Consider the following 16,377-nt stretch of genomic DNA (forward strand, 5'->3'; position numbering starts at 1 on the left):
CCTTAGATTATTCAGCTTCAGCTGCAAACAACTCAATTGCTTTTGAGTCCGCTGTAAGCGTAACAATCGCTTTTTTAGTTTTACTCGTAAAACCTACATAGCGACCCATGCGTTTTTCTTTTGGCTTGACATTAACGACGTTAACACTTGCAACCTTAACCCCATCAAAAGCAGCTTCGACAGCTTGTTTAATCAAGAGTTTATGTGCACGTGTATCAACTTCAAATGTGTATTTGCCAGCTTCAAGATCAAGCATTGATTTTTCAGTAATAATAGGTTTTTTGATTACGTCGTACAAGTTCATTATGCAAGAACCTCCTCGATTGTAGAGATTGCGTCTTTTGTAACAAGAAGTTTGTCTGCATTTACAATGTCAAGAACACTTGCTGTTGTAGCAGTTGCAACTGCTACATTCGGAAGATTGCGTGCTGATAAAGCAGCAGCTTTGTTGTCTTCTTCCAAAACAACAAGCACTTTCGAATCAATGCTCAGTGCGCTTAAAACTTTTGCAAATTCAGCAGTCTTTGGTGCTGCAAATGAAAGAGCATCTACAGCAACCAACTTATCTTCAGCCACTTTAGCTGAGAAAGCTGATTTCAGAGCAAGGCGACGAACTTTTTGCGGGAATTTGTAAGCATAAGAACGCGGTGTTGGTCCAAAGACAACACCACCGCCACGCCATTGCGGAGAACGAATAGAACCTTGGCGGGCACGTCCAGTTCCCTTTTGGCGCCATGGTTTACGACCACCACCAGATACAGCAGAGCGATTTTTAACAGCGTGTGTACCTTGGCGAAGGCTAGCGCGTTGGCTGATAACCACATCAAACACTACTGATTCGTTTGGTTCAATACCGAAGACTGCATCGTTCAGTTCAACTGTGCTAACTTCCTTACCAGCTTGGTCAAATAGTTTTACGTTTGCCATTATAACTGTTTTCTCCTTTCCTCTTATTTAGCAGCTTTTACTGCAGATTTAATGGTGATAAGTGATTTCTTAGCACCTGGAACATTACCTTTGATCAAGATAACATTTTTCTCTGGAATAACTTGTACAACTTCAAGATTTTGAATAGTTACACGGTTACCTCCCATGCGTCCCGCCAAATGTTTGTTCTTAAATACGCGGTTAGGTGCAACCGGTCCCATAGAACCAGGACGACGATGGTAACGAGAACCGTGAGCCATAGGGCCACGAGATTGTCCATGGCGCTTGATGGCACCTTGGAACCCTTTACCCTTGGTTGTACCAGTTACATCAATAACATCCCCAGCTTCAAATTGTTCAACAGTCAATTCTGAACCAACTTCCAAGCCTTCAATGTTTTTGAATTCACGAATGAAGCGCTTAGGAGCCGTGCTAGCTTTTGCCACGTGACCTTTGGCAGGTTTGTTGCTCAATACCTCACGTTTATCATCAAAGCCAACCTGAACTGCTTCATAACCGTCTGATTCAACAGTTTTAACCTGAAGAACAACATTTGGTGCTGCTTCGATGACAGTAACAGGGATAAATTCACCAGATTCAGTGAAGATTTGAGTCATTCCCACTTTTTTCCCTAAGATTCCTTTTGTCATGAGAAAATATTTCCTTTACTTTATTTTTTAAAAAGTTTTTTACGAGCGTTTTTTGTGCTCAAAAATCAAACTTAAAGTTTAATTTCTACGTTAACGCCACTTGGAAGATCCAACTTCATAAGGGCATCAACAGTTTTCTGCGTTGGATTCACAATGTCAATCAGACGTTTGTGAGTACGCATTTCAAATTGTTCACGCGAATCTTTATATTTGTGAGTCGCGCGGATAACGGTGTAAAGACTGCGTTCGGTTGGCAGCGGAATTGGTCCCGCAACTGAGGCCCCCGTACGTGTAGCAGTTTCTACGATTTTTTCTGCCGCAGTGTCAAGAGTACGGTGTTCGTACGCCTTTAAGCGAATACGGATTTTTTTGTTTGCCATCTTTTCTCCTCTCGTCTATTTACGATAATAGGCTAGCTCCTCAAGAAAACCGACAGGCTACTGCGTGGCAATGCAGCCGAGCGTGTCGCAACCTCTTGTATCATAGCTAAAGCTGTTTTTTCACAGCACCACAATATAATACCAGAAATATCAAGGGTTGGCAAGGCTTTTTACCTTTTTTTAATAAAAAACTTATCCAGTCAACTACTGAATAAGTTTATAGGTATAATAGCGTATATACAGAAATAGAAAGCGAAATATATTATCTGCTATCGTAGCTATCCACACAGCAGCTAAACCATAGCCCATACAAGATACCAGCAGATAACCTAAGCCGATCCTAATCACCCACATGCCTAGTGTTGTGGCATACAGGGGCAACTTAGCCCGTCCTAATCCCTGCCAAACAGCAGTATAAACTAGTGTGCCCGCAGTTGCTAAACTCCCAATAAAGGAATAGAAGATGACAACACTACTGCTAGCAAGAACAAGCGGATCATCGGTAAATAAACCAGACATTTGGGGGGCTAAAAGAAGAATGCCCCCACCAACTATCACCATCAATAAAACAGCCAGCCAGTATGCTTCACGTACTATGGCCTTCAAGGAACTATAATCCTCTTCACCCAAACAACGAGCTACTAAAATAACAACAGCGGTAGACACTCCCATACCAGGCATATAGTTGAATTGAGTAAGGGTTTCACCAATAGCATTGCCAGCAACAACCTTAGTCCCAAGACCAACGATCAAACTGACAACAAGAACATCACCAGCTCGCATCATTAATCTCTCACCTGAAGCAGGCAGAGCCAAGGCCAGTAGGTCACGATTCCATAGCCGACTAATTTTAAAATCTCGCATTTGCAAACGTGACGACCGCCATAAAATGACACAAGCAATTAAACGCGAAAAAACCGTCGCCCAAGCAACTCCAACAATACCCCAATGGCAAATAAAAACCGCTACTGCCGATAAAACGGCATTGATAAAGTTGGACAAAACACTAACATACATGGAAATGCGAGGACGACCTTGAGCCCTTAAAATATTCCCCATGACAGTCATCAAGCCCAAGGTGACAATGCCGCCCCCTACTATCGCTAAATAACTTCCCCCTGCTAGGCTCACTGCCCATTCAGTCCCTAGAAGCCTTAATAGATAGCGACCAGCAAGAATAGAGACTAAGCCAAGGAGTAAACTGAGGACCGTCGTCAATAAAAGAGCGTCCCAGATGTGTTGCTTACTCATCCTTTGATTGCCAGCTCCTAAACTTTTGGCAATCAAACTAGCTGCTGCACTCCCTAGAGCAATCAATACGGCTTGATAAATGGCTAAAATATTGTTAGCTACCGAAACACCTGATACTGCAATAATACCTATCTGAGCCACTAGGTAGTTATCAACAACTCCCATTAACATTTGCAAAAGGTTTTCAACTATAGCTGGCAGAGCCAAGGTCATAATTTGTCTTCGATGTCTCATATCATAAACAAAAAAGCCCAAGGGCTTTTCTTAAACTCCTAAATAGTTCTCTACAGCTTCCTGCATAGCAGTCATCGCTACAACTTTTTGGTGATGCACCTGTGCAGTCTTTAAACCAGCAACTGCGCGCGGAACAGCCACATCCGATAAGTGATAAAGCTCTTCCACAGCCTTGAAATCATCTCCGGCATCCAATCCAGTGACAGCCGTAACAGCCACACGCGGAAACTTATAAGGACTAGCGGTTGAGGCAATTACAACAGGCGACCGATCACCAGTTTCCTTCCGATAAGCTTGATATACTGCCGAAGCTACCGCCGTATGTGGATCCTCAACATAATGCGACTGTTTATAAATCCGCTTTATCTCAGCTTCAGTTTCCTCTTCGGTTGCAAAACCAGCAGCAAACAACTCCAGAATATCTGTCCGGATAGGTTCCAAACTATATTCTCCTTGTTGACTCAAAGCATCCATCAATTCCTTAGTTTTCACCGCATTATTATCCAATATGTGAAAGATTAAGCGTTCCAAATTTGAAGAGACTAAAATATCCATAGAAGGACTGCTGGTTACCTTAAAGCTACGCTTTTTATCATAGGTACCAGTTTTGAAGAAATCCGTCAAAACATTATTTTCATTAGAAGCACAAATCAGTTTCTTAATTGGAACCCCAATATTGCGCGCATAGTAGGCCGCTAAGATGTTCCCAAAATTACCCGTAGGCACAGTAACATTGATAGTATCTCCATTGCGTATTTCTCCAGATTTTATCAGCTGTGCATAAGCATAGACATAGTAGACAATCTGTGGAACCAAACGCCCAATGTTCATCGAATTTGCTGACGACAGTTGCATGTGATTAGCTAGGAGCTTTTCACGCAAATTGGCATCATTAAACATACGCTTAACATCAGTCTGGGCATCATCAAAATTTCCTTCAATCGCAATTACATGTGTATTTGTACCAACCTGAGTAGTCATTTGAAGTTCTTGAATTTTGCTGACACCACCTTTAGGATAAAACACAATAATTTCTGTTCCTGCCACATCTGCAAAGCCAGCCATAGCAGCTTTCCCAGTATCTCCAGAAGTTGCTGTCAAAATAACAATCTTATTATCTACCCCTTGCTTCTTAGCAGACGTTGTTAGAAGGTAAGGAAGAATAGATAGGGCCATATCTTTAAAGGCAATAGTAGACCCATGAAAAAGTTCTAAATTATACTGATTTCCTAGTTTAACTAAAGGAGCAACAGCAGGAGTATCAAACTTACTATCATAGGCATTGCTGATACAATAATCCAGCTCATCTTCAGTAAAATCATCTAAAAAGGCCGATAAAACCAATTTAGCTACCTCCTGATAAGAAGCGTTTTGCAGCTTATCGAAGTCAAGATTAATGTCGGGCGTAGTTAAGGGGGTAAATAACCCACCATCTGCCGCTAGCCCCTGTAAAATAGCCTGACTGGCTGTTACCTGATTATCTTCATCTCGCGTCGATTGGTAAACTAATGTCATGATGTCATCCTCTTTTTGATAGTCTTTGAAATATTATAACACAGTTGTCAGAAAATTTGGAAGCCTACTTTTATAATGATTACCCAGCACAACTGCCTCCTTCTCATTCAATAGAAACAATAATTCGGGAATCGCAAACAAAAAAGACCGATGAGTACTCTCACCCAGTCTCCGCTGTATTTAATCCTTATTAAATTCCATCGTGCCTCCATCCTCGTCTTTCAAAGTTAAACCTGAGGCCGTCTTTTTATAAGAAATTTGCTGCCCTTTCTCAAAATCACTCAAATCACTATCAGAATTGACCTTTGTAATTTCAATTTTGCCCTTAACACGATTAACCTTCCCTTCAAAAATAGCTCCTGTAACTAGACCTTTATCGTCATCATATTCAAAGCCATTTTCATCAACTTCCTCAGACAAAATTTTCTCAAAACCACTCTCATCGTAGCCGGCACCCTCAATCAGAGTATCCATCAAATAATTCCATTCATCAGTTGAGAAATCACTCTTATAACTAGAATAGGTAGAACTGTATTCTTTTTTTACAAGATCGTAGAAACTATCATAATCAACAGAATAGATGATCCTTGCCTTAACAACATCATCCTCGATTACTGTTTCCACAGCAAGATCATCACTAAAATCTGAATAATTTAGGCCGTCGATACCATCAAAACTAGTACCGGCTAGATTATCTTTCAAATCTGCTTGTAACTCTTTTACTTGATAACTTCCGTCGACATTTCCTGAGAGCTGACGGTAAACTAAAATTCCAACAGCAATTAAAATGACAGCTGACACAGAAGCTATAATACTCCAGACAATCTTCTTAGTATTATGAGGCTTCTGCGGTGCTACAAAACTTCCCTGCACAGATATCCCTTGTTGAACTGGCACACTACCAGAAATAGCTGTTCCTGTATAAGCAACTGGCTGCGAGGCCATTGAAGTTTGTCCAATTCCTCCTGCGACTGGAGTTGGTGAACCCGTGTTAAGGGTCGCTGAGTCTGCAGTCTCAGTATTAACTTGTTGATTTATCTGGGAATTAGTTGACTGGCTAGCTCGCGGATCAGGGATAGATGCTTGACCAAAGGTGGGATTCTGCTGGTGCTGCATCCCTGCTAGCTGTGTTGATGACGCAAGATTATCAACAGCTTGATCAGGGGTAGTTGTCGGTGATTTCTGAAACGCAGTCGTTTCTGAAGCTGAACCATACTGTTGTAGGGATTCTGACTCGGAATAATCAGGCACTTTATTAAAATCTTCTTGCGACATAGCGTCTCCTTTTATTTAACTATAAAATAAGTTTTAAACTTTAAAAATTCAGAATAATTTAAGTTTATCCTACCACGCTTTCCTTTTCCTGTCAAACCTACCTGCAAAAGACTCTCCTAGCGGAGGATATAAAAACTGAAGCCTATCCCAGACCCCAGTCTATTTCTCTAATTATCCTTGTCTAAATCAATGTTATCGTCTTTACCTTCAAGAACGATACCTGACGATGTCTTTTTATAGTGAATATCTTTTCCTTTTTCAAGAGCATTTATAGCATCCAATCCATCATCATCGTCTAGAAAATCTTCACTGCTGTAATAGTCAGTAATGACAATTGACCTTGACCAGCGATTAACATTTCCCTTGAATAAGGTTGCGGAAGCTGTGCCTGCCTTAGAATTATAACTAAACTCGTCTTCTCCGATAGAGTCTTGAATATTCGAATCAAATTCATCCAAGAATTCCTCCTTATTTGAAGGAAGTCCAGCCTTTTTTAACTCATCCGCACTGAAGTCATAGCTATCTATACCCTCTTTATAAGTTTTATATAACTTATCCCTATCAAAAGAGACCTTAACTGTCCCCACAGCTTTGTCACCATCAATTTTGACATCAAACTCAGCCTTCACTGTGTCACTGTCAAAGCTTGAACTATCATAATCACTATCAGTTTCTTCTAATTTTTTTGAAAATTCCTTTTCAAGCGATGTTGCACTGTAATCTCCATTAATATTACCCGATATATAATAATAGAGGGTGCCGCCACCTCCAATTAGAACGAGAGCAGCAACAACAGATAAGATAATAGTTACAATCAGTTTAGTATTTGGCTGCTTCTGTGGCTGATTAGAAAATTGCTCCGGCATAGGCTGTTGAACAAAGCCTTGATTCATCGTATTTTGTGACACAACATTCTCCCTTTTGTTTTATTTAAGGAAATATTACCACTTATTCAACCAACCGTCAATCTTTTTAACTAATTAAATAAATAGCACGATTGTTCAAGGTGAAAATCCTCTAGTTAATTAATTACCAATGTCCCTTTTCCTAAACCAATACCAACCTACTGTCAAGTTAGACGCTAACAACAAGTTCATCAAGAATATCGAGCGCTAAGTTTTGGGTTTTAAAACTTCAAGAACTTCAAAGCAAAAAGCCTCATTGTTGTGAACATACAAATAGAGAAGACAAAGCCTGTCTTCTCTAAAGGTTAAAACAAATCACTCACTACAGTTGACAAATAGTGATGGAGAGCCAAAATTATTTTTCCTTAATCTTGATATTGGTCGTACGATCTCGCAAAGTAACAGCATCTGATTGTTTAGCATAGGACATAGAATCACCTGTATTAAAATGCTTCAAGCTTTGCAAGCTATTGTCATTACCATTAGTATTATTCTGATAAAGCCCTTTGTTATAGGAAGAAATAACAATTTTTCTCGTCCAGCGGTTAACCTTCCCCTTAAAAATCGTTCCTGAAACCTCACCCGTTTCTTCCTTAAAACTCAATCCACTTGACTTCGCCCCTTGGGCAATCGTACCATTAAAAGTCTTGATAATATCCTCTTTTGAAGGGACCTGCTCCATGACCGCTTGCTTTATCTCGTCAGAAGCCCCCTCAAGTTCTGCGTTGACGGCAGCCATATATATATTATAGGCTTCCTCTCCATTAACCTTATAGCTGATTGTTGCTTTTGCTTGTTCATTATGGATATTAACATCAACATGGACATCAGTAATAATATCACTGTATTTGATGCCTGTATCGCCAACTTCTCCGCTGGCATCTTTTTTTATATTCTCTTCCAATGATGTTGCACGGTAATCGCCATTTATATCCCCCGAAAGGTAGCGATAGAAAGCTCCACCAGCTCCTAGCAACACTAAAATGAAAAACAGAGTGAGAACAACTCTTCCTGCCTTCGATTTTTTTTGAGGACGCCGCCTTCTCCTGCTAAAGTTCTGTTCCTGTCGTGTAGTCTGGTAAGTATTTCGTGCCATTCTTTTCTCCTCTTCAATATCATTAAAGGCCAGCTTATCATCTAAGCTGGCTACTGTCAATAAAAATTGATGATGTTTTCTATTTGTAATATTTAAATTTATTGCCCCTTAGCGGGCCTTTTTGCAGCTTCAGTAACTGCACCTTGAATCGTTTGAACATAGAGATCAGCTCCATTGGTAGACTGAGAATAATGAACACCATCTGTACCATCCCAAATGCCAGGATTATCTTGCGCGGTTTGATACCAATCAGCCACCGTTACATAACCATTATCCTCAGCCAATTGAAGCTCATAATCACGAATGGCCGACATCTTTGAATCCTCCTGAGAATCATAAGGTGTAACCAAAACCAAACGATGGCCATCTGGCAGAGCATCCAAAAATTGCTGAATATCATCTTGATAATTATCTGGTGAATTCACTCCTACAGCCAAGACAACTGTTTCTGGCAATGTATTAGCCTCAATATTCGTTTGGAGAGTCTCAAAGGCTGCATCAAAACTTCGGCTGACCGAAGCATCTAACAGAGCATTAGACATATTATGAGCAAAAGCATCTTGAGAGCGTAAAGCAACAGAATCCCCAATAACTAAGACATTATTTAAAGCATTAGCATCTCCTGCTGTTCTCTGGTTCATCAATGTCATATTCGTATCAGCCTGATTTAGAGAGTCCACTAGAACTCCCGATTCAAATTCACCAAGTCTAGGTGCTAATAAACTGATAGACAAACTAACCACTGCTAAGACACCCGCAAATCCACCAATCCACCTTTTATAGGGAGCAACATCAATGTCCATTCCCAACATTTTTGGCTCCTTGCCAGCAATCATTGGTTCGATAACGTAGAAGGAGAAGGCCGCAAAAATTGTAGATAGAATGAAGGTCAGTAAGCTCGCCAGCCAATTCGGCATTAACTGAGAAAAGATAATGTAAAATGGCCAGTGAAAAAGATAAATCCCATAGCTGATATCAGAAAAGAAAGTGATCACCACAGGCTCCTTAACCTCTGGTATCTTATCATGAAGAGCCCTAGCTGCATAAATCATGAGACAGGCAAAGAGACTAGTTAGAGCAAAACCAAAAAGGTAGGTCAAACGGCCCTCATAGGTTAAAACCAGCCCCAACAGGAGCAGAACAGCCCAACTTCCAATAAATTGCAACAAGATTCGCTGCAAAGACCAACGCTCAACATTTTTATCAAATCGCCTAGTCGTATCTGAAACTCCAGACATTGTTGCACAGATAGCACCCAAATAAAATGGAAAACTATGGCTAAAGGTAGAAAAGTAGTTGAAGGACACATTGTCTACTAAAATGCTACCGATAAACATGGTTAAATAGCTGACAAAAAACAGACTAATAGAGGCTAAGAAAATCCCTCCACGAAAATTACTTTGAGAAAGCTTACGTTTTGATAACCACCAAACTAAAATCCCCCAGAAAATATAAAAATGAACCTCAACTGCTAAACTCCAAGTATGCAGAAAAAGGTGAGGATTAAATTGATTCTCATAATTACTACCAATAAAGATTTCATACCAGTTGGTCATAAAACCAAAAGCGGCAACAATTTGCTTACCAATACTGGCAATAAAATCATTCCTAACCAGCAGGGTAAAGGGCATAGTAACAAGCACCATAATGATAACCGGAGGTACAATACGATAGAAACGCCGCTTAAAAAAACCTAATAAATCAATTGTCCGCTTACGATGATACTCATCAATTAAAAGAGCTGTAATCAGGAAGCCAGAGAAAGCGAAAAAAACATCTACCCCGATAAAACCACCGGGCAGAGCTTTTTTAAAAAAGTGATAAATCAAGACTAACAACAGTCCTGTCACCCTAACAAAAGAAAACCACTTAATCCGCATCTTGATATATTCCTTGTTTAAACCTTCCCGTGTACGTTTGTCCGTCAGCTGTTGTCAAAGTGCCCTGACCATTAGCTTGACCTTTAGTAAATTCTCCCTTATAGCGCCAACCGCTCTTAGAAGTAAAAGTACCCTCTCCCTCAAACTGACCATTGACAAAATCACCGCTATATTTATCTCCATTTTTATAGGTTAGCCTTCCTTGTCCATTCATCTTATTATTTTTGACATGACCTGTATACACAATCTTCCCTTTATCAAAGGTCAAAGTCTTCTTTGAACCAAAAGGCATTAGCAAAATAGCCAAAGCGCAAATCAAAATAACAACAACCGCTGCTATTTCTACCTGTTCCCTGCTAATCTTGCTTAAATCAATCTTTTTCATTACATCTACCCTATTATTCACTGTCAATAATACAAAGCCAGTTGCGACATCCAGACTCAACCAAGGCATAAGTCTCCTCAAAATCCCCCGTATACCAAGGATCCGGTACGCCTCCCGCAATAAATAAGTGGATTTTCTTGCTAAAAGCAGGAAAACTATTTCTCAAATCTTCGACGTTTTGCTGATCCATTCCAAGTATATAATCAAATCTCTCCATATCATCTAGAGAAATCTGCTGCGATACCTTAGAAGTATCATAAAAAATGGCATGCTGCTTAAAAACATTTTGCGTCCCACGATGGATTGGGTTACCGTGCTCCCAAGAAGAGGTTGCACGACTTTCAATCAGGACATCTCTTTTACCCACCAATTTTTTCATCACAAACTCAGCCATCGGACTGCGACAAATATTTCCAAGACAAACAAAACATACTTTTTTCATAACAATATTATATCATATAGATTACAAAAACATAACGAAACAGTTTAGCTTAGAGGCTTTTCAATTCCCAGATGCTCGTATGCCTTTGCCGTCGCAACACGCCCTGAGCGCGTCCGCAAAATAAACCCTTTTTGAATCAGATAAGGCTCATACATATCTTCAACAGTTTCACGTTCTTCAGAAATATTGATAGATAAGGTAGCCAAACCAACAGGACCTCCCCCATACATATCAATCATAGTTCGCAAGATTTTCTGATCGATATAATCCAACCCTTCTTGATCTACATCCAACATATTTAAAGCTTTATCCGCAATGGCATCGTCAATAATACCATCACCGATGATTTGGGCGTAATCACGAACTCGTTTTAATAGTCGGTTGGCAATACGAGGTGTTCCTCTACTGCGTTTAGCAAGCTCAATCGCGGCCTCATGGGTAATGTCAGCTTCAAAAATCTCGGCGGTACGTTCAACGATCTCCGTTAAATCAGCAGCTTCATAATACTCCATATGTCCATTGATGCCAAAGCGAGCTCGCAAAGGGTTTGAAAGCATCCCAGCACGAGTCGTTGCCCCGATCAAGGTAAAAGGCGGCAAATCTAAGTGTACACTACGGCTAGCTTCTCCTGCTCCAATCATAATATCAATGTAAAAGTCCTCCATGGCGCTGTACAACACTTCTTCAACAGCCATTGGCATACGGTGGATTTCATCAATAAACAGTACATCCCCCGGTTCAAGATCATTGAGAATAGCTACCAAATCACCAGCCTTCTCAATTGCAGGACCTGCCGTTTGTTTTAAATTAACACCTAATTCATTGGCAATCACGAAAGCCATTGTAGTTTTTCCAAGGCCTGGAGGGCCAAATAACAATACGTGATCTAGAGCCTCATCACGTCCTTTAGCAGCTTCAATGAAAATAGCTAACTGGTCCTTAACCTTATCTTGTCCAATATACTCTTTAAATGTTTGAGGGCGAAGGGTACGTTCAACCTCTCCTTCGTTTTCTAACATTTCATCATCCAAAATTCTAGTCATGCTATCATTATAACACAAATGCTTCTTACCAAAATCACCTAACAGTAAAGATTTTTACATTTCAATGTTAAAAAACATCTAGTAGATAAACACCCACAATCTAGGTAATATACTATCCATTGCTACTGACATAAACACAAAGATGATTCATCTGACACTCTCATTCAAGATCCTTTCTGATATATACCCACAAACGAAAAAAGCACCTTGCAAGAGACTTGCAAAATGCTCGTAAGTACTTATATAAAACTGTTCTTAACGTTTTGAGAACTGACTAGCTTTACGTGCTTTCTTAAGACCTGGTTTCTTACGTTCAACCATGCGGGCATCACGTGTAAGAAGACCTGCGCGCTTCAAAGAATCGCGAAAATCCGGATCTACTTGCAGCAATGCACGTGCAATACCGTGACGGATTGCACCTGACTGGCCTGCATAGCCACCGCCATCAACATTAACAAAAACATCATATGAACCAACAGTTGACGTAACTGCAAAAGGTTGGTTAATAACAAGACGTAGGTCTGCATGCGGAATATACTCTTCTACATCTTTTTTGTTTACTGTAATCTGACCAGTACCTGGGACCAAACGTACACGTGCCACGGCATTTTTACGACGTCCAGTACCTGTATATTGTGCTTGTACCATTTAAAATATGCTCCTTTCCTCTTAGATAAGACCTGAAATATCAAGAACTTCTGGCTGCTGTGCAGCATGAGTGTGCTCGCTACCAACAAAAACTTTCAACTTCATACCTTGCGCACGCCCAAGAGTATTATGCGGAAGCATACCTTTAACTGATTTTTCAATTAAACGAACAGCATTTTTAGAACGCAACTCACCAGCAGAGATTTGTTTCAAACCACCTGGATACATCGAGTGAGTGTAATAAATTTTATCAGTTGCTTTTTTACCAGTCAATTTAACTTTTTCAGCATTGATAACGATAACAAAATCGCCAGTATCAGTGTGAGGGGTAAAAGTTGGTTTATTTTTCCCACGAAGCACGCTAGCCACTACCGCTGACAAACGGCCTAGCGGTACATCAGTAGCGTCCACGACATACCATTTACGTTCAACTTCGCCTGGCTTAGCCATGTATGTTGTTTTATTCATGATTTCTCCTATACCATCATTTTTGTTTACAGTGTGGATGTTCCAAGTCCACAAATATTTCTAAAGCTTTCCGGGGCTTCTGAAATGGGGTAAACAATACCGCTTATTATCATACCAAATTTAAACCGGCAAAGTCAAGTGCTTTTCCTTTACTTTTTATCCCTAAAGTTCCACTGCATTGATGCCCTATTCAAAGAAGGCAAAATACGATAGGGACATATTTCTTTTCTAACTACATTACCTGAACAAAAAAGCAAGAATCTCTTGCCTTTTCCAAATCAACGAATGGTTAACAAATATCCCCAACCAAAACTACCTAATTTTGATCATCATCAAAATCATCAAATTCAATTTTGATATCTTTAATAAAAGCACTGCGTCCTTTAAAGGCACCGCCTCGCATCAAAAGCAAGAGCTTCCTATAATCCTCCGTACTTAGCTTTGTTTTCAACTCCTTAAGCTTATCCTTCAAAGCAATATAATCAACTGTATCCATTTTATGGTCAGGAATACGATGTCCGAGCTCAGAAATCTCTTCATAGATCATCTTATCAAATGCACGCTTTTGACTCTCTTGTTTTCTGATATTATCAAGAACGTAACTCCTAAATTTTGTTTTAAAGTAGGAGCGTAATTTTTCTTCATCGTGCATCAACTCAGGAAAACGTTCCAACAATTGATACAAAATGATCTGCGCCTCCTGCTTCCAATCATCATGTGCCCACAATTTAATATAATACTCACGTGCTAATTTTTGAACGATTTTCTTAACCGAATCAAAGGCTCCCACAAATGCATCATCATCCATACTTAGTACCTCTTTCAATAGAAACAATAAACCTGCTGTAATAACTTCGCGCTCCTCAACTACATCTTCTACATCATCCTCAGGAGGAAGCGCTGAACTCCGATTAAAAATCTCACGCAATTTTTTCTTATCCATAAACATAACTCCTTTTAAAATATTTTGACAATAAAGATTATAATAGAAGATTCAGAAAATTTATAGTGACATCGATGTCACCTATTCCACTATAAAATCCTTTGTCATAAAATAAAGTAAATAAGACATGCAAATTTATCTGCACATCTATCTATTCGTATTCAATTTAGAAAATTATAAAAATAGCTATTAAAATTTGAATTTTTTCCGATTAGTATCAGACTCACACATGCTATATTTCAAATTAATCACTGGGGAAGTTCCTTGAGAAATTGGCTAGATTACAGCTTGTACTTAACCTCAATCCCCTTTAAAAAGTTTATCACAAGCTTGCATAATCTAAGCTGGTTTGAAGATATTGTTTACACTAATGATTGACCCCACAAGGTAACCCTAAAACATCTTTCTTAAATTGAAAACTCTCTAACACTACTGACTGAAAAACACCATGAGAAACCTGTCAGTGCTGTTACCAAGCAAAAAATTAGTCATAGATAGAAACCTAAAGAAAGCTGACAAACAGCATCCGCCTATGTACATATATTTCTGACAGACAAGTGGATAACTCCCTAATAAATTGCTGACACTAGCCGAGTAAAGCCTCCCTCTTCAGTTACAAAAGCTTTTCAATCATTTAAAAAATGAGATACTATGAAGCTGGAAATTCACGTATCAGAGAGCATACCATCAAATATGAAAATTCTTATACCAGAAAGATCTCATTAAGAACACCTATACCATCCCAACTGTCTGCCAAGCCAAGTCTTGCCAGAATGCTGACGTCTGCGAAAAGACAAATACAAGTAATTTCTATAAAACCGCATACGAGTTCCTCATCACATCAGAACCGCACATTATAAAATTATTAAACAAAGTGTTACTCTCTCGCTCTTTCTGTGAATCCCTACAAAAATAAGGAAATTGCAGTGATGAATTACTGATCAAAAAATATTCGTTCCCTAATCCCTAAATTCATAAATTTAACAAATCGAAAATACCGAAGAATCAGGAAAACTAAAAAATCCCCCTGAAATAACAAACAAGGAGACTAAAACATAAGTATACCGGCGGCCGGGGTCGAACCGGCACGTCCTTGCGGACACTGGATTTTGAGTCCAGCGCGTCTGCCAATTCCGCCACGCCGGCTAGTATAGCATCAACTGGGGTAGCTGGATTCGAACCAACGCATGAGGGAGTCAAAGTCCCTTGCCTTACCGCTTGGCTATACCCCAATAGGCGAATGATGGGGATCGAACCCACGCATGCCAGAGCCACAATCTGGTGTGTTAACCACTTCACCACATTCGCCATATAACACGGGCAGTAGGAATTGAACCCACACTGAAGGTTTTGGAGACCTTAGTTCTACCTTTAAACTATGCCCGTAAAATGGAAGGGGAGGGATTCGAACCCCCGAACCCGAAGGAGCGGATTTACAGTCCGCCGCGTTTAGCCTCTTCGCTACCCTTCCATCATATATACAAAATGGCGCGAGACGGAATCGAACCGCCGACACATGGAGCTTCAATCCATTGCTCTACCAACTGAGCTACCGAGCCTTCCTACCTCCATAGGTATTGCGGGAGCAGGATTTGAACCTACGACCTTCGGGTTATGAGCCCGACGAGCTACCTAACTGCTCCATCCCGCGATATTATTAGTAAAGGAGGATGTGGGATTCGAACCCACGCACGCTGTTACACGCCTGACGGTTTTCAAGACCGTTCCCTTCAGCCAGACTTGGGTAATCCTCCAACAATAGTCCGTACGGGATTCGAACCCGTGTTACCGCCGTGAAAAGGCGGTGTCTTAACCCCTTGACCAACGGACCCTTCATGGGCACAAGTGGACTCGAACCACCGACCTCACGCTTATCAGGCGTGCGCTCTAACCAGCTGAGCTATGCGCCCAAACTAACTAACTGTTTGGCACTTATAATTTTCATTATAAAGCGGGTGACGAGAATCGAACTCGCGACAACAGCTTGGAAGGCTGTAGTTTTACCACTAAACTACACCCGCTAATGGGAGTTAACGGGATCGAACCGCTGACCCTCTGCTTGTAAGGCAGATGCTCTCCCAGCTGAGCTAAACTCCCTAGGTCGAAAATTTAGCTCTAGCTGGGAAACAGTCGAAAGCTTCGCTTTCCCTATCCCCCGTTTAAAAGCTCGATTCCCTCTCGCTTTTAACTGAGCTAAACTCCCTATATGATGCTAAGCAACTCCCCTATCTCGCAGGAGGCAACCTCCAACTACTTCAGGCGTACTAGGGCTTAACGACTGTGTTCGGCATGGGTACAGGTGTCTCTCCTAGGCTAGCGTCACTTAACTATGAAT

General features: G+C 40.5%; 16 protein-coding genes, 12 tRNA genes and 1 rRNA gene. All 29 read right to left on the bottom strand.

Features of this window, described 5'->3' with window-relative positions; translation table 11 throughout:
• Positions 1 to 7: 7 nt before the first annotated feature.
• Positions 8 to 304, bottom strand: a complete 297-nt coding sequence (locus tag AC4HAO_RS10730) for a 50S ribosomal protein L23 (RefSeq protein ID WP_447453116.1) — start codon at positions 302 to 304, stop codon at positions 8 to 10.
• Positions 304 to 927: a 50S ribosomal protein L4 gene (rplD, locus tag AC4HAO_RS10735; RefSeq protein WP_491094038.1), complete on the bottom strand. Its 624-nt coding sequence runs from the start codon at positions 925 to 927 to the stop codon at positions 304 to 306. Before rplD ends, AC4HAO_RS10730 begins: the two co-directional genes overlap by 1 nt.
• A gap of 23 nt (positions 928 to 950) precedes the next feature.
• The gene (gene rplC / locus AC4HAO_RS10740; RefSeq protein ID WP_447453118.1) at positions 951 to 1,577 is read right to left on the bottom strand and encodes a 50S ribosomal protein L3; all 627 of its coding nucleotides are present in this window, start codon (positions 1,575 to 1,577) and stop codon (positions 951 to 953) included.
• A 71-nt stretch (positions 1,578 to 1,648) separates the two neighbouring features.
• On the bottom strand, positions 1,649 to 1,957 hold the full coding sequence (rpsJ, locus tag AC4HAO_RS10745; RefSeq protein WP_002959404.1) for a 30S ribosomal protein S10: 309 nt from the start codon (positions 1,955 to 1,957) through the stop codon (positions 1,649 to 1,651).
• A gap of 204 nt (positions 1,958 to 2,161) precedes the next feature.
• Positions 2,162 to 3,442: an MATE family efflux transporter gene (locus AC4HAO_RS10750; protein ID WP_491094045.1), complete on the bottom strand. Its 1,281-nt coding sequence runs from the start codon at positions 3,440 to 3,442 to the stop codon at positions 2,162 to 2,164.
• 30 nt (positions 3,443 to 3,472) lie between these two features.
• Complete coding sequence (gene thrC, locus AC4HAO_RS10755; RefSeq protein ID WP_491135341.1) at positions 3,473 to 4,957, bottom strand: threonine synthase; 1,485 nt, start codon at positions 4,955 to 4,957, stop codon at positions 3,473 to 3,475.
• A gap of 180 nt (positions 4,958 to 5,137) precedes the next feature.
• A complete protein-coding gene (locus tag AC4HAO_RS10760; protein ID WP_491094040.1) occupies positions 5,138 to 6,232 on the bottom strand; it encodes a hypothetical protein in 1,095 nt (364 codons plus the stop codon).
• A gap of 167 nt (positions 6,233 to 6,399) precedes the next feature.
• A complete protein-coding gene (locus AC4HAO_RS10765) occupies positions 6,400 to 7,140 on the bottom strand; it encodes a hypothetical protein (protein WP_491135342.1) in 741 nt (246 codons plus the stop codon).
• Positions 7,141 to 7,492: 352 nt separating this feature from the next.
• Positions 7,493 to 8,233 (bottom strand): hypothetical protein, encoded by a 741-nt coding sequence (locus AC4HAO_RS10770; RefSeq protein WP_491094042.1) that lies wholly within the window; start codon positions 8,231 to 8,233, stop codon positions 7,493 to 7,495.
• Between the two features lie 98 nt (positions 8,234 to 8,331).
• Positions 8,332 to 10,113, bottom strand: a complete 1,782-nt coding sequence (locus AC4HAO_RS10775; protein ID WP_491135343.1) for an acyltransferase family protein — start codon at positions 10,111 to 10,113, stop codon at positions 8,332 to 8,334.
• Positions 10,103 to 10,498 (bottom strand): MORN repeat-containing protein, encoded by a 396-nt coding sequence (locus AC4HAO_RS10780; protein WP_491135345.1) that lies wholly within the window; start codon positions 10,496 to 10,498, stop codon positions 10,103 to 10,105. Before AC4HAO_RS10780 ends, AC4HAO_RS10775 begins: the two co-directional genes overlap by 11 nt.
• A 13-nt stretch (positions 10,499 to 10,511) precedes the next feature.
• Positions 10,512 to 10,940, bottom strand: a complete 429-nt coding sequence (locus tag AC4HAO_RS10785; protein ID WP_447453126.1) for a low molecular weight protein-tyrosine-phosphatase — start codon at positions 10,938 to 10,940, stop codon at positions 10,512 to 10,514.
• 44 nt (positions 10,941 to 10,984) lie between these two features.
• Positions 10,985 to 11,983 (bottom strand): Holliday junction branch migration DNA helicase RuvB, encoded by a 999-nt coding sequence (gene ruvB, locus AC4HAO_RS10790; RefSeq protein ID WP_491135344.1) that lies wholly within the window; start codon positions 11,981 to 11,983, stop codon positions 10,985 to 10,987.
• Between the two features lie 255 nt (positions 11,984 to 12,238).
• Positions 12,239 to 12,631, bottom strand: a complete 393-nt coding sequence (gene rpsI, locus AC4HAO_RS10795; protein WP_447453128.1) for a 30S ribosomal protein S9 — start codon at positions 12,629 to 12,631, stop codon at positions 12,239 to 12,241.
• Between the two features lie 21 nt (positions 12,632 to 12,652).
• Complete coding sequence (rplM, locus tag AC4HAO_RS10800; RefSeq protein WP_002962718.1) at positions 12,653 to 13,099, bottom strand: 50S ribosomal protein L13; 447 nt, start codon at positions 13,097 to 13,099, stop codon at positions 12,653 to 12,655.
• Between the two features lie 316 nt (positions 13,100 to 13,415).
• Positions 13,416 to 14,042 carry a sigma-70 RNA polymerase sigma factor region 4 domain-containing protein gene (locus AC4HAO_RS10805; RefSeq protein ID WP_447453129.1) on the bottom strand — a complete coding sequence of 209 codons (627 nt, stop codon included), beginning with the start codon at positions 14,040 to 14,042 and terminating at the stop codon, positions 13,416 to 13,418.
• Positions 14,043 to 15,104: 1,062 nt separating this feature from the next.
• A tRNA-Leu gene (locus tag AC4HAO_RS10810) sits at positions 15,105 to 15,188 on the bottom strand.
• Positions 15,189 to 15,202: 14 nt separating this feature from the next.
• Positions 15,203 to 15,274, bottom strand: a tRNA-Gln gene (locus AC4HAO_RS10815).
• Between the two features lie 3 nt (positions 15,275 to 15,277).
• Positions 15,278 to 15,350: transfer RNA gene (locus AC4HAO_RS10820), tRNA-His, on the bottom strand.
• A gap of 7 nt (positions 15,351 to 15,357) precedes the next feature.
• Positions 15,358 to 15,428: transfer RNA gene (locus AC4HAO_RS10825), tRNA-Trp, on the bottom strand.
• A gap of 4 nt (positions 15,429 to 15,432) precedes the next feature.
• A tRNA-Tyr gene (locus tag AC4HAO_RS10830) sits at positions 15,433 to 15,513 on the bottom strand.
• Positions 15,514 to 15,528: 15 nt separating this feature from the next.
• Positions 15,529 to 15,601, bottom strand: a tRNA-Phe gene (locus AC4HAO_RS10835).
• Positions 15,602 to 15,619: 18 nt separating this feature from the next.
• Positions 15,620 to 15,693, bottom strand: a tRNA-Met gene (locus AC4HAO_RS10840).
• Positions 15,694 to 15,706: 13 nt separating this feature from the next.
• Positions 15,707 to 15,796: transfer RNA gene (locus AC4HAO_RS10845), tRNA-Ser, on the bottom strand.
• 5 nt (positions 15,797 to 15,801) lie between these two features.
• A tRNA-Glu gene (locus tag AC4HAO_RS10850) sits at positions 15,802 to 15,873 on the bottom strand.
• Positions 15,874 to 15,878: 5 nt separating this feature from the next.
• Positions 15,879 to 15,952 (bottom strand) — tRNA-Ile (locus tag AC4HAO_RS10855).
• Between the two features lie 40 nt (positions 15,953 to 15,992).
• A tRNA-Gly gene (locus AC4HAO_RS10860) sits at positions 15,993 to 16,063 on the bottom strand.
• 3 nt (positions 16,064 to 16,066) lie between these two features.
• Positions 16,067 to 16,139: transfer RNA gene (locus AC4HAO_RS10865), tRNA-Val, on the bottom strand.
• A 114-nt stretch (positions 16,140 to 16,253) separates the two neighbouring features.
• Positions 16,254 to 16,369: ribosomal RNA gene (gene rrf / locus AC4HAO_RS10870) — 5S ribosomal RNA — on the bottom strand.
• Positions 16,370 to 16,377 lie beyond the last annotated feature (8 nt).

The sequence above is a fragment of the Streptococcus sp. ELY_137 genome (genome assembly GCF_058314515.1).

What these genes read in the sequence shown, in the direction of transcription:
- rpsJ (WP_002959404.1), bottom strand. Translation starts at nt 1,957, where the DNA reads ATGGCAAACAAAAAAATCCGTATTCGCTTAAAGGCGTACGAACACCGT.
- rpsI (WP_447453128.1), bottom strand. Translation starts at nt 12,631, where the DNA reads ATGGTACAAGCACAATATACAGGTACTGGACGTCGTAAAAATGCCGTG.
- AC4HAO_RS10770 (WP_491094042.1), bottom strand. Translation starts at nt 8,233, where the DNA reads ATGGCACGAAATACTTACCAGACTACACGACAGGAACAGAACTTTAGC.
- AC4HAO_RS10780 (WP_491135345.1), bottom strand. Translation starts at nt 10,498, where the DNA reads ATGAAAAAGATTGATTTAAGCAAGATTAGCAGGGAACAGGTAGAAATA.
- AC4HAO_RS10750 (WP_491094045.1), bottom strand. Translation starts at nt 3,442, where the DNA reads ATGAGACATCGAAGACAAATTATGACCTTGGCTCTGCCAGCTATAGTT.
- rplM (WP_002962718.1), bottom strand. Translation starts at nt 13,099, where the DNA reads ATGAATAAAACAACATACATGGCTAAGCCAGGCGAAGTTGAACGTAAA.
- rplC (WP_447453118.1), bottom strand. Translation starts at nt 1,577, where the DNA reads ATGACAAAAGGAATCTTAGGGAAAAAAGTGGGAATGACTCAAATCTTC.
- AC4HAO_RS10730 (WP_447453116.1), bottom strand. Translation starts at nt 304, where the DNA reads ATGAACTTGTACGACGTAATCAAAAAACCTATTATTACTGAAAAATCA.
- ruvB (WP_491135344.1), bottom strand. Translation starts at nt 11,983, where the DNA reads ATGACTAGAATTTTGGATGATGAAATGTTAGAAAACGAAGGAGAGGTT.
- AC4HAO_RS10805 (WP_447453129.1), bottom strand. Translation starts at nt 14,042, where the DNA reads ATGGATAAGAAAAAATTGCGTGAGATTTTTAATCGGAGTTCAGCGCTT.
- thrC (WP_491135341.1), bottom strand. Translation starts at nt 4,957, where the DNA reads ATGACATTAGTTTACCAATCGACGCGAGATGAAGATAATCAGGTAACA.
- rplD (WP_491094038.1), bottom strand. Translation starts at nt 927, where the DNA reads ATGGCAAACGTAAAACTATTTGACCAAGCTGGTAAGGAAGTTAGCACA.
- AC4HAO_RS10775 (WP_491135343.1), bottom strand. Translation starts at nt 10,113, where the DNA reads ATGCGGATTAAGTGGTTTTCTTTTGTTAGGGTGACAGGACTGTTGTTA.
- AC4HAO_RS10760 (WP_491094040.1), bottom strand. Translation starts at nt 6,232, where the DNA reads ATGTCGCAAGAAGATTTTAATAAAGTGCCTGATTATTCCGAGTCAGAA.
- AC4HAO_RS10785 (WP_447453126.1), bottom strand. Translation starts at nt 10,940, where the DNA reads ATGAAAAAAGTATGTTTTGTTTGTCTTGGAAATATTTGTCGCAGTCCG.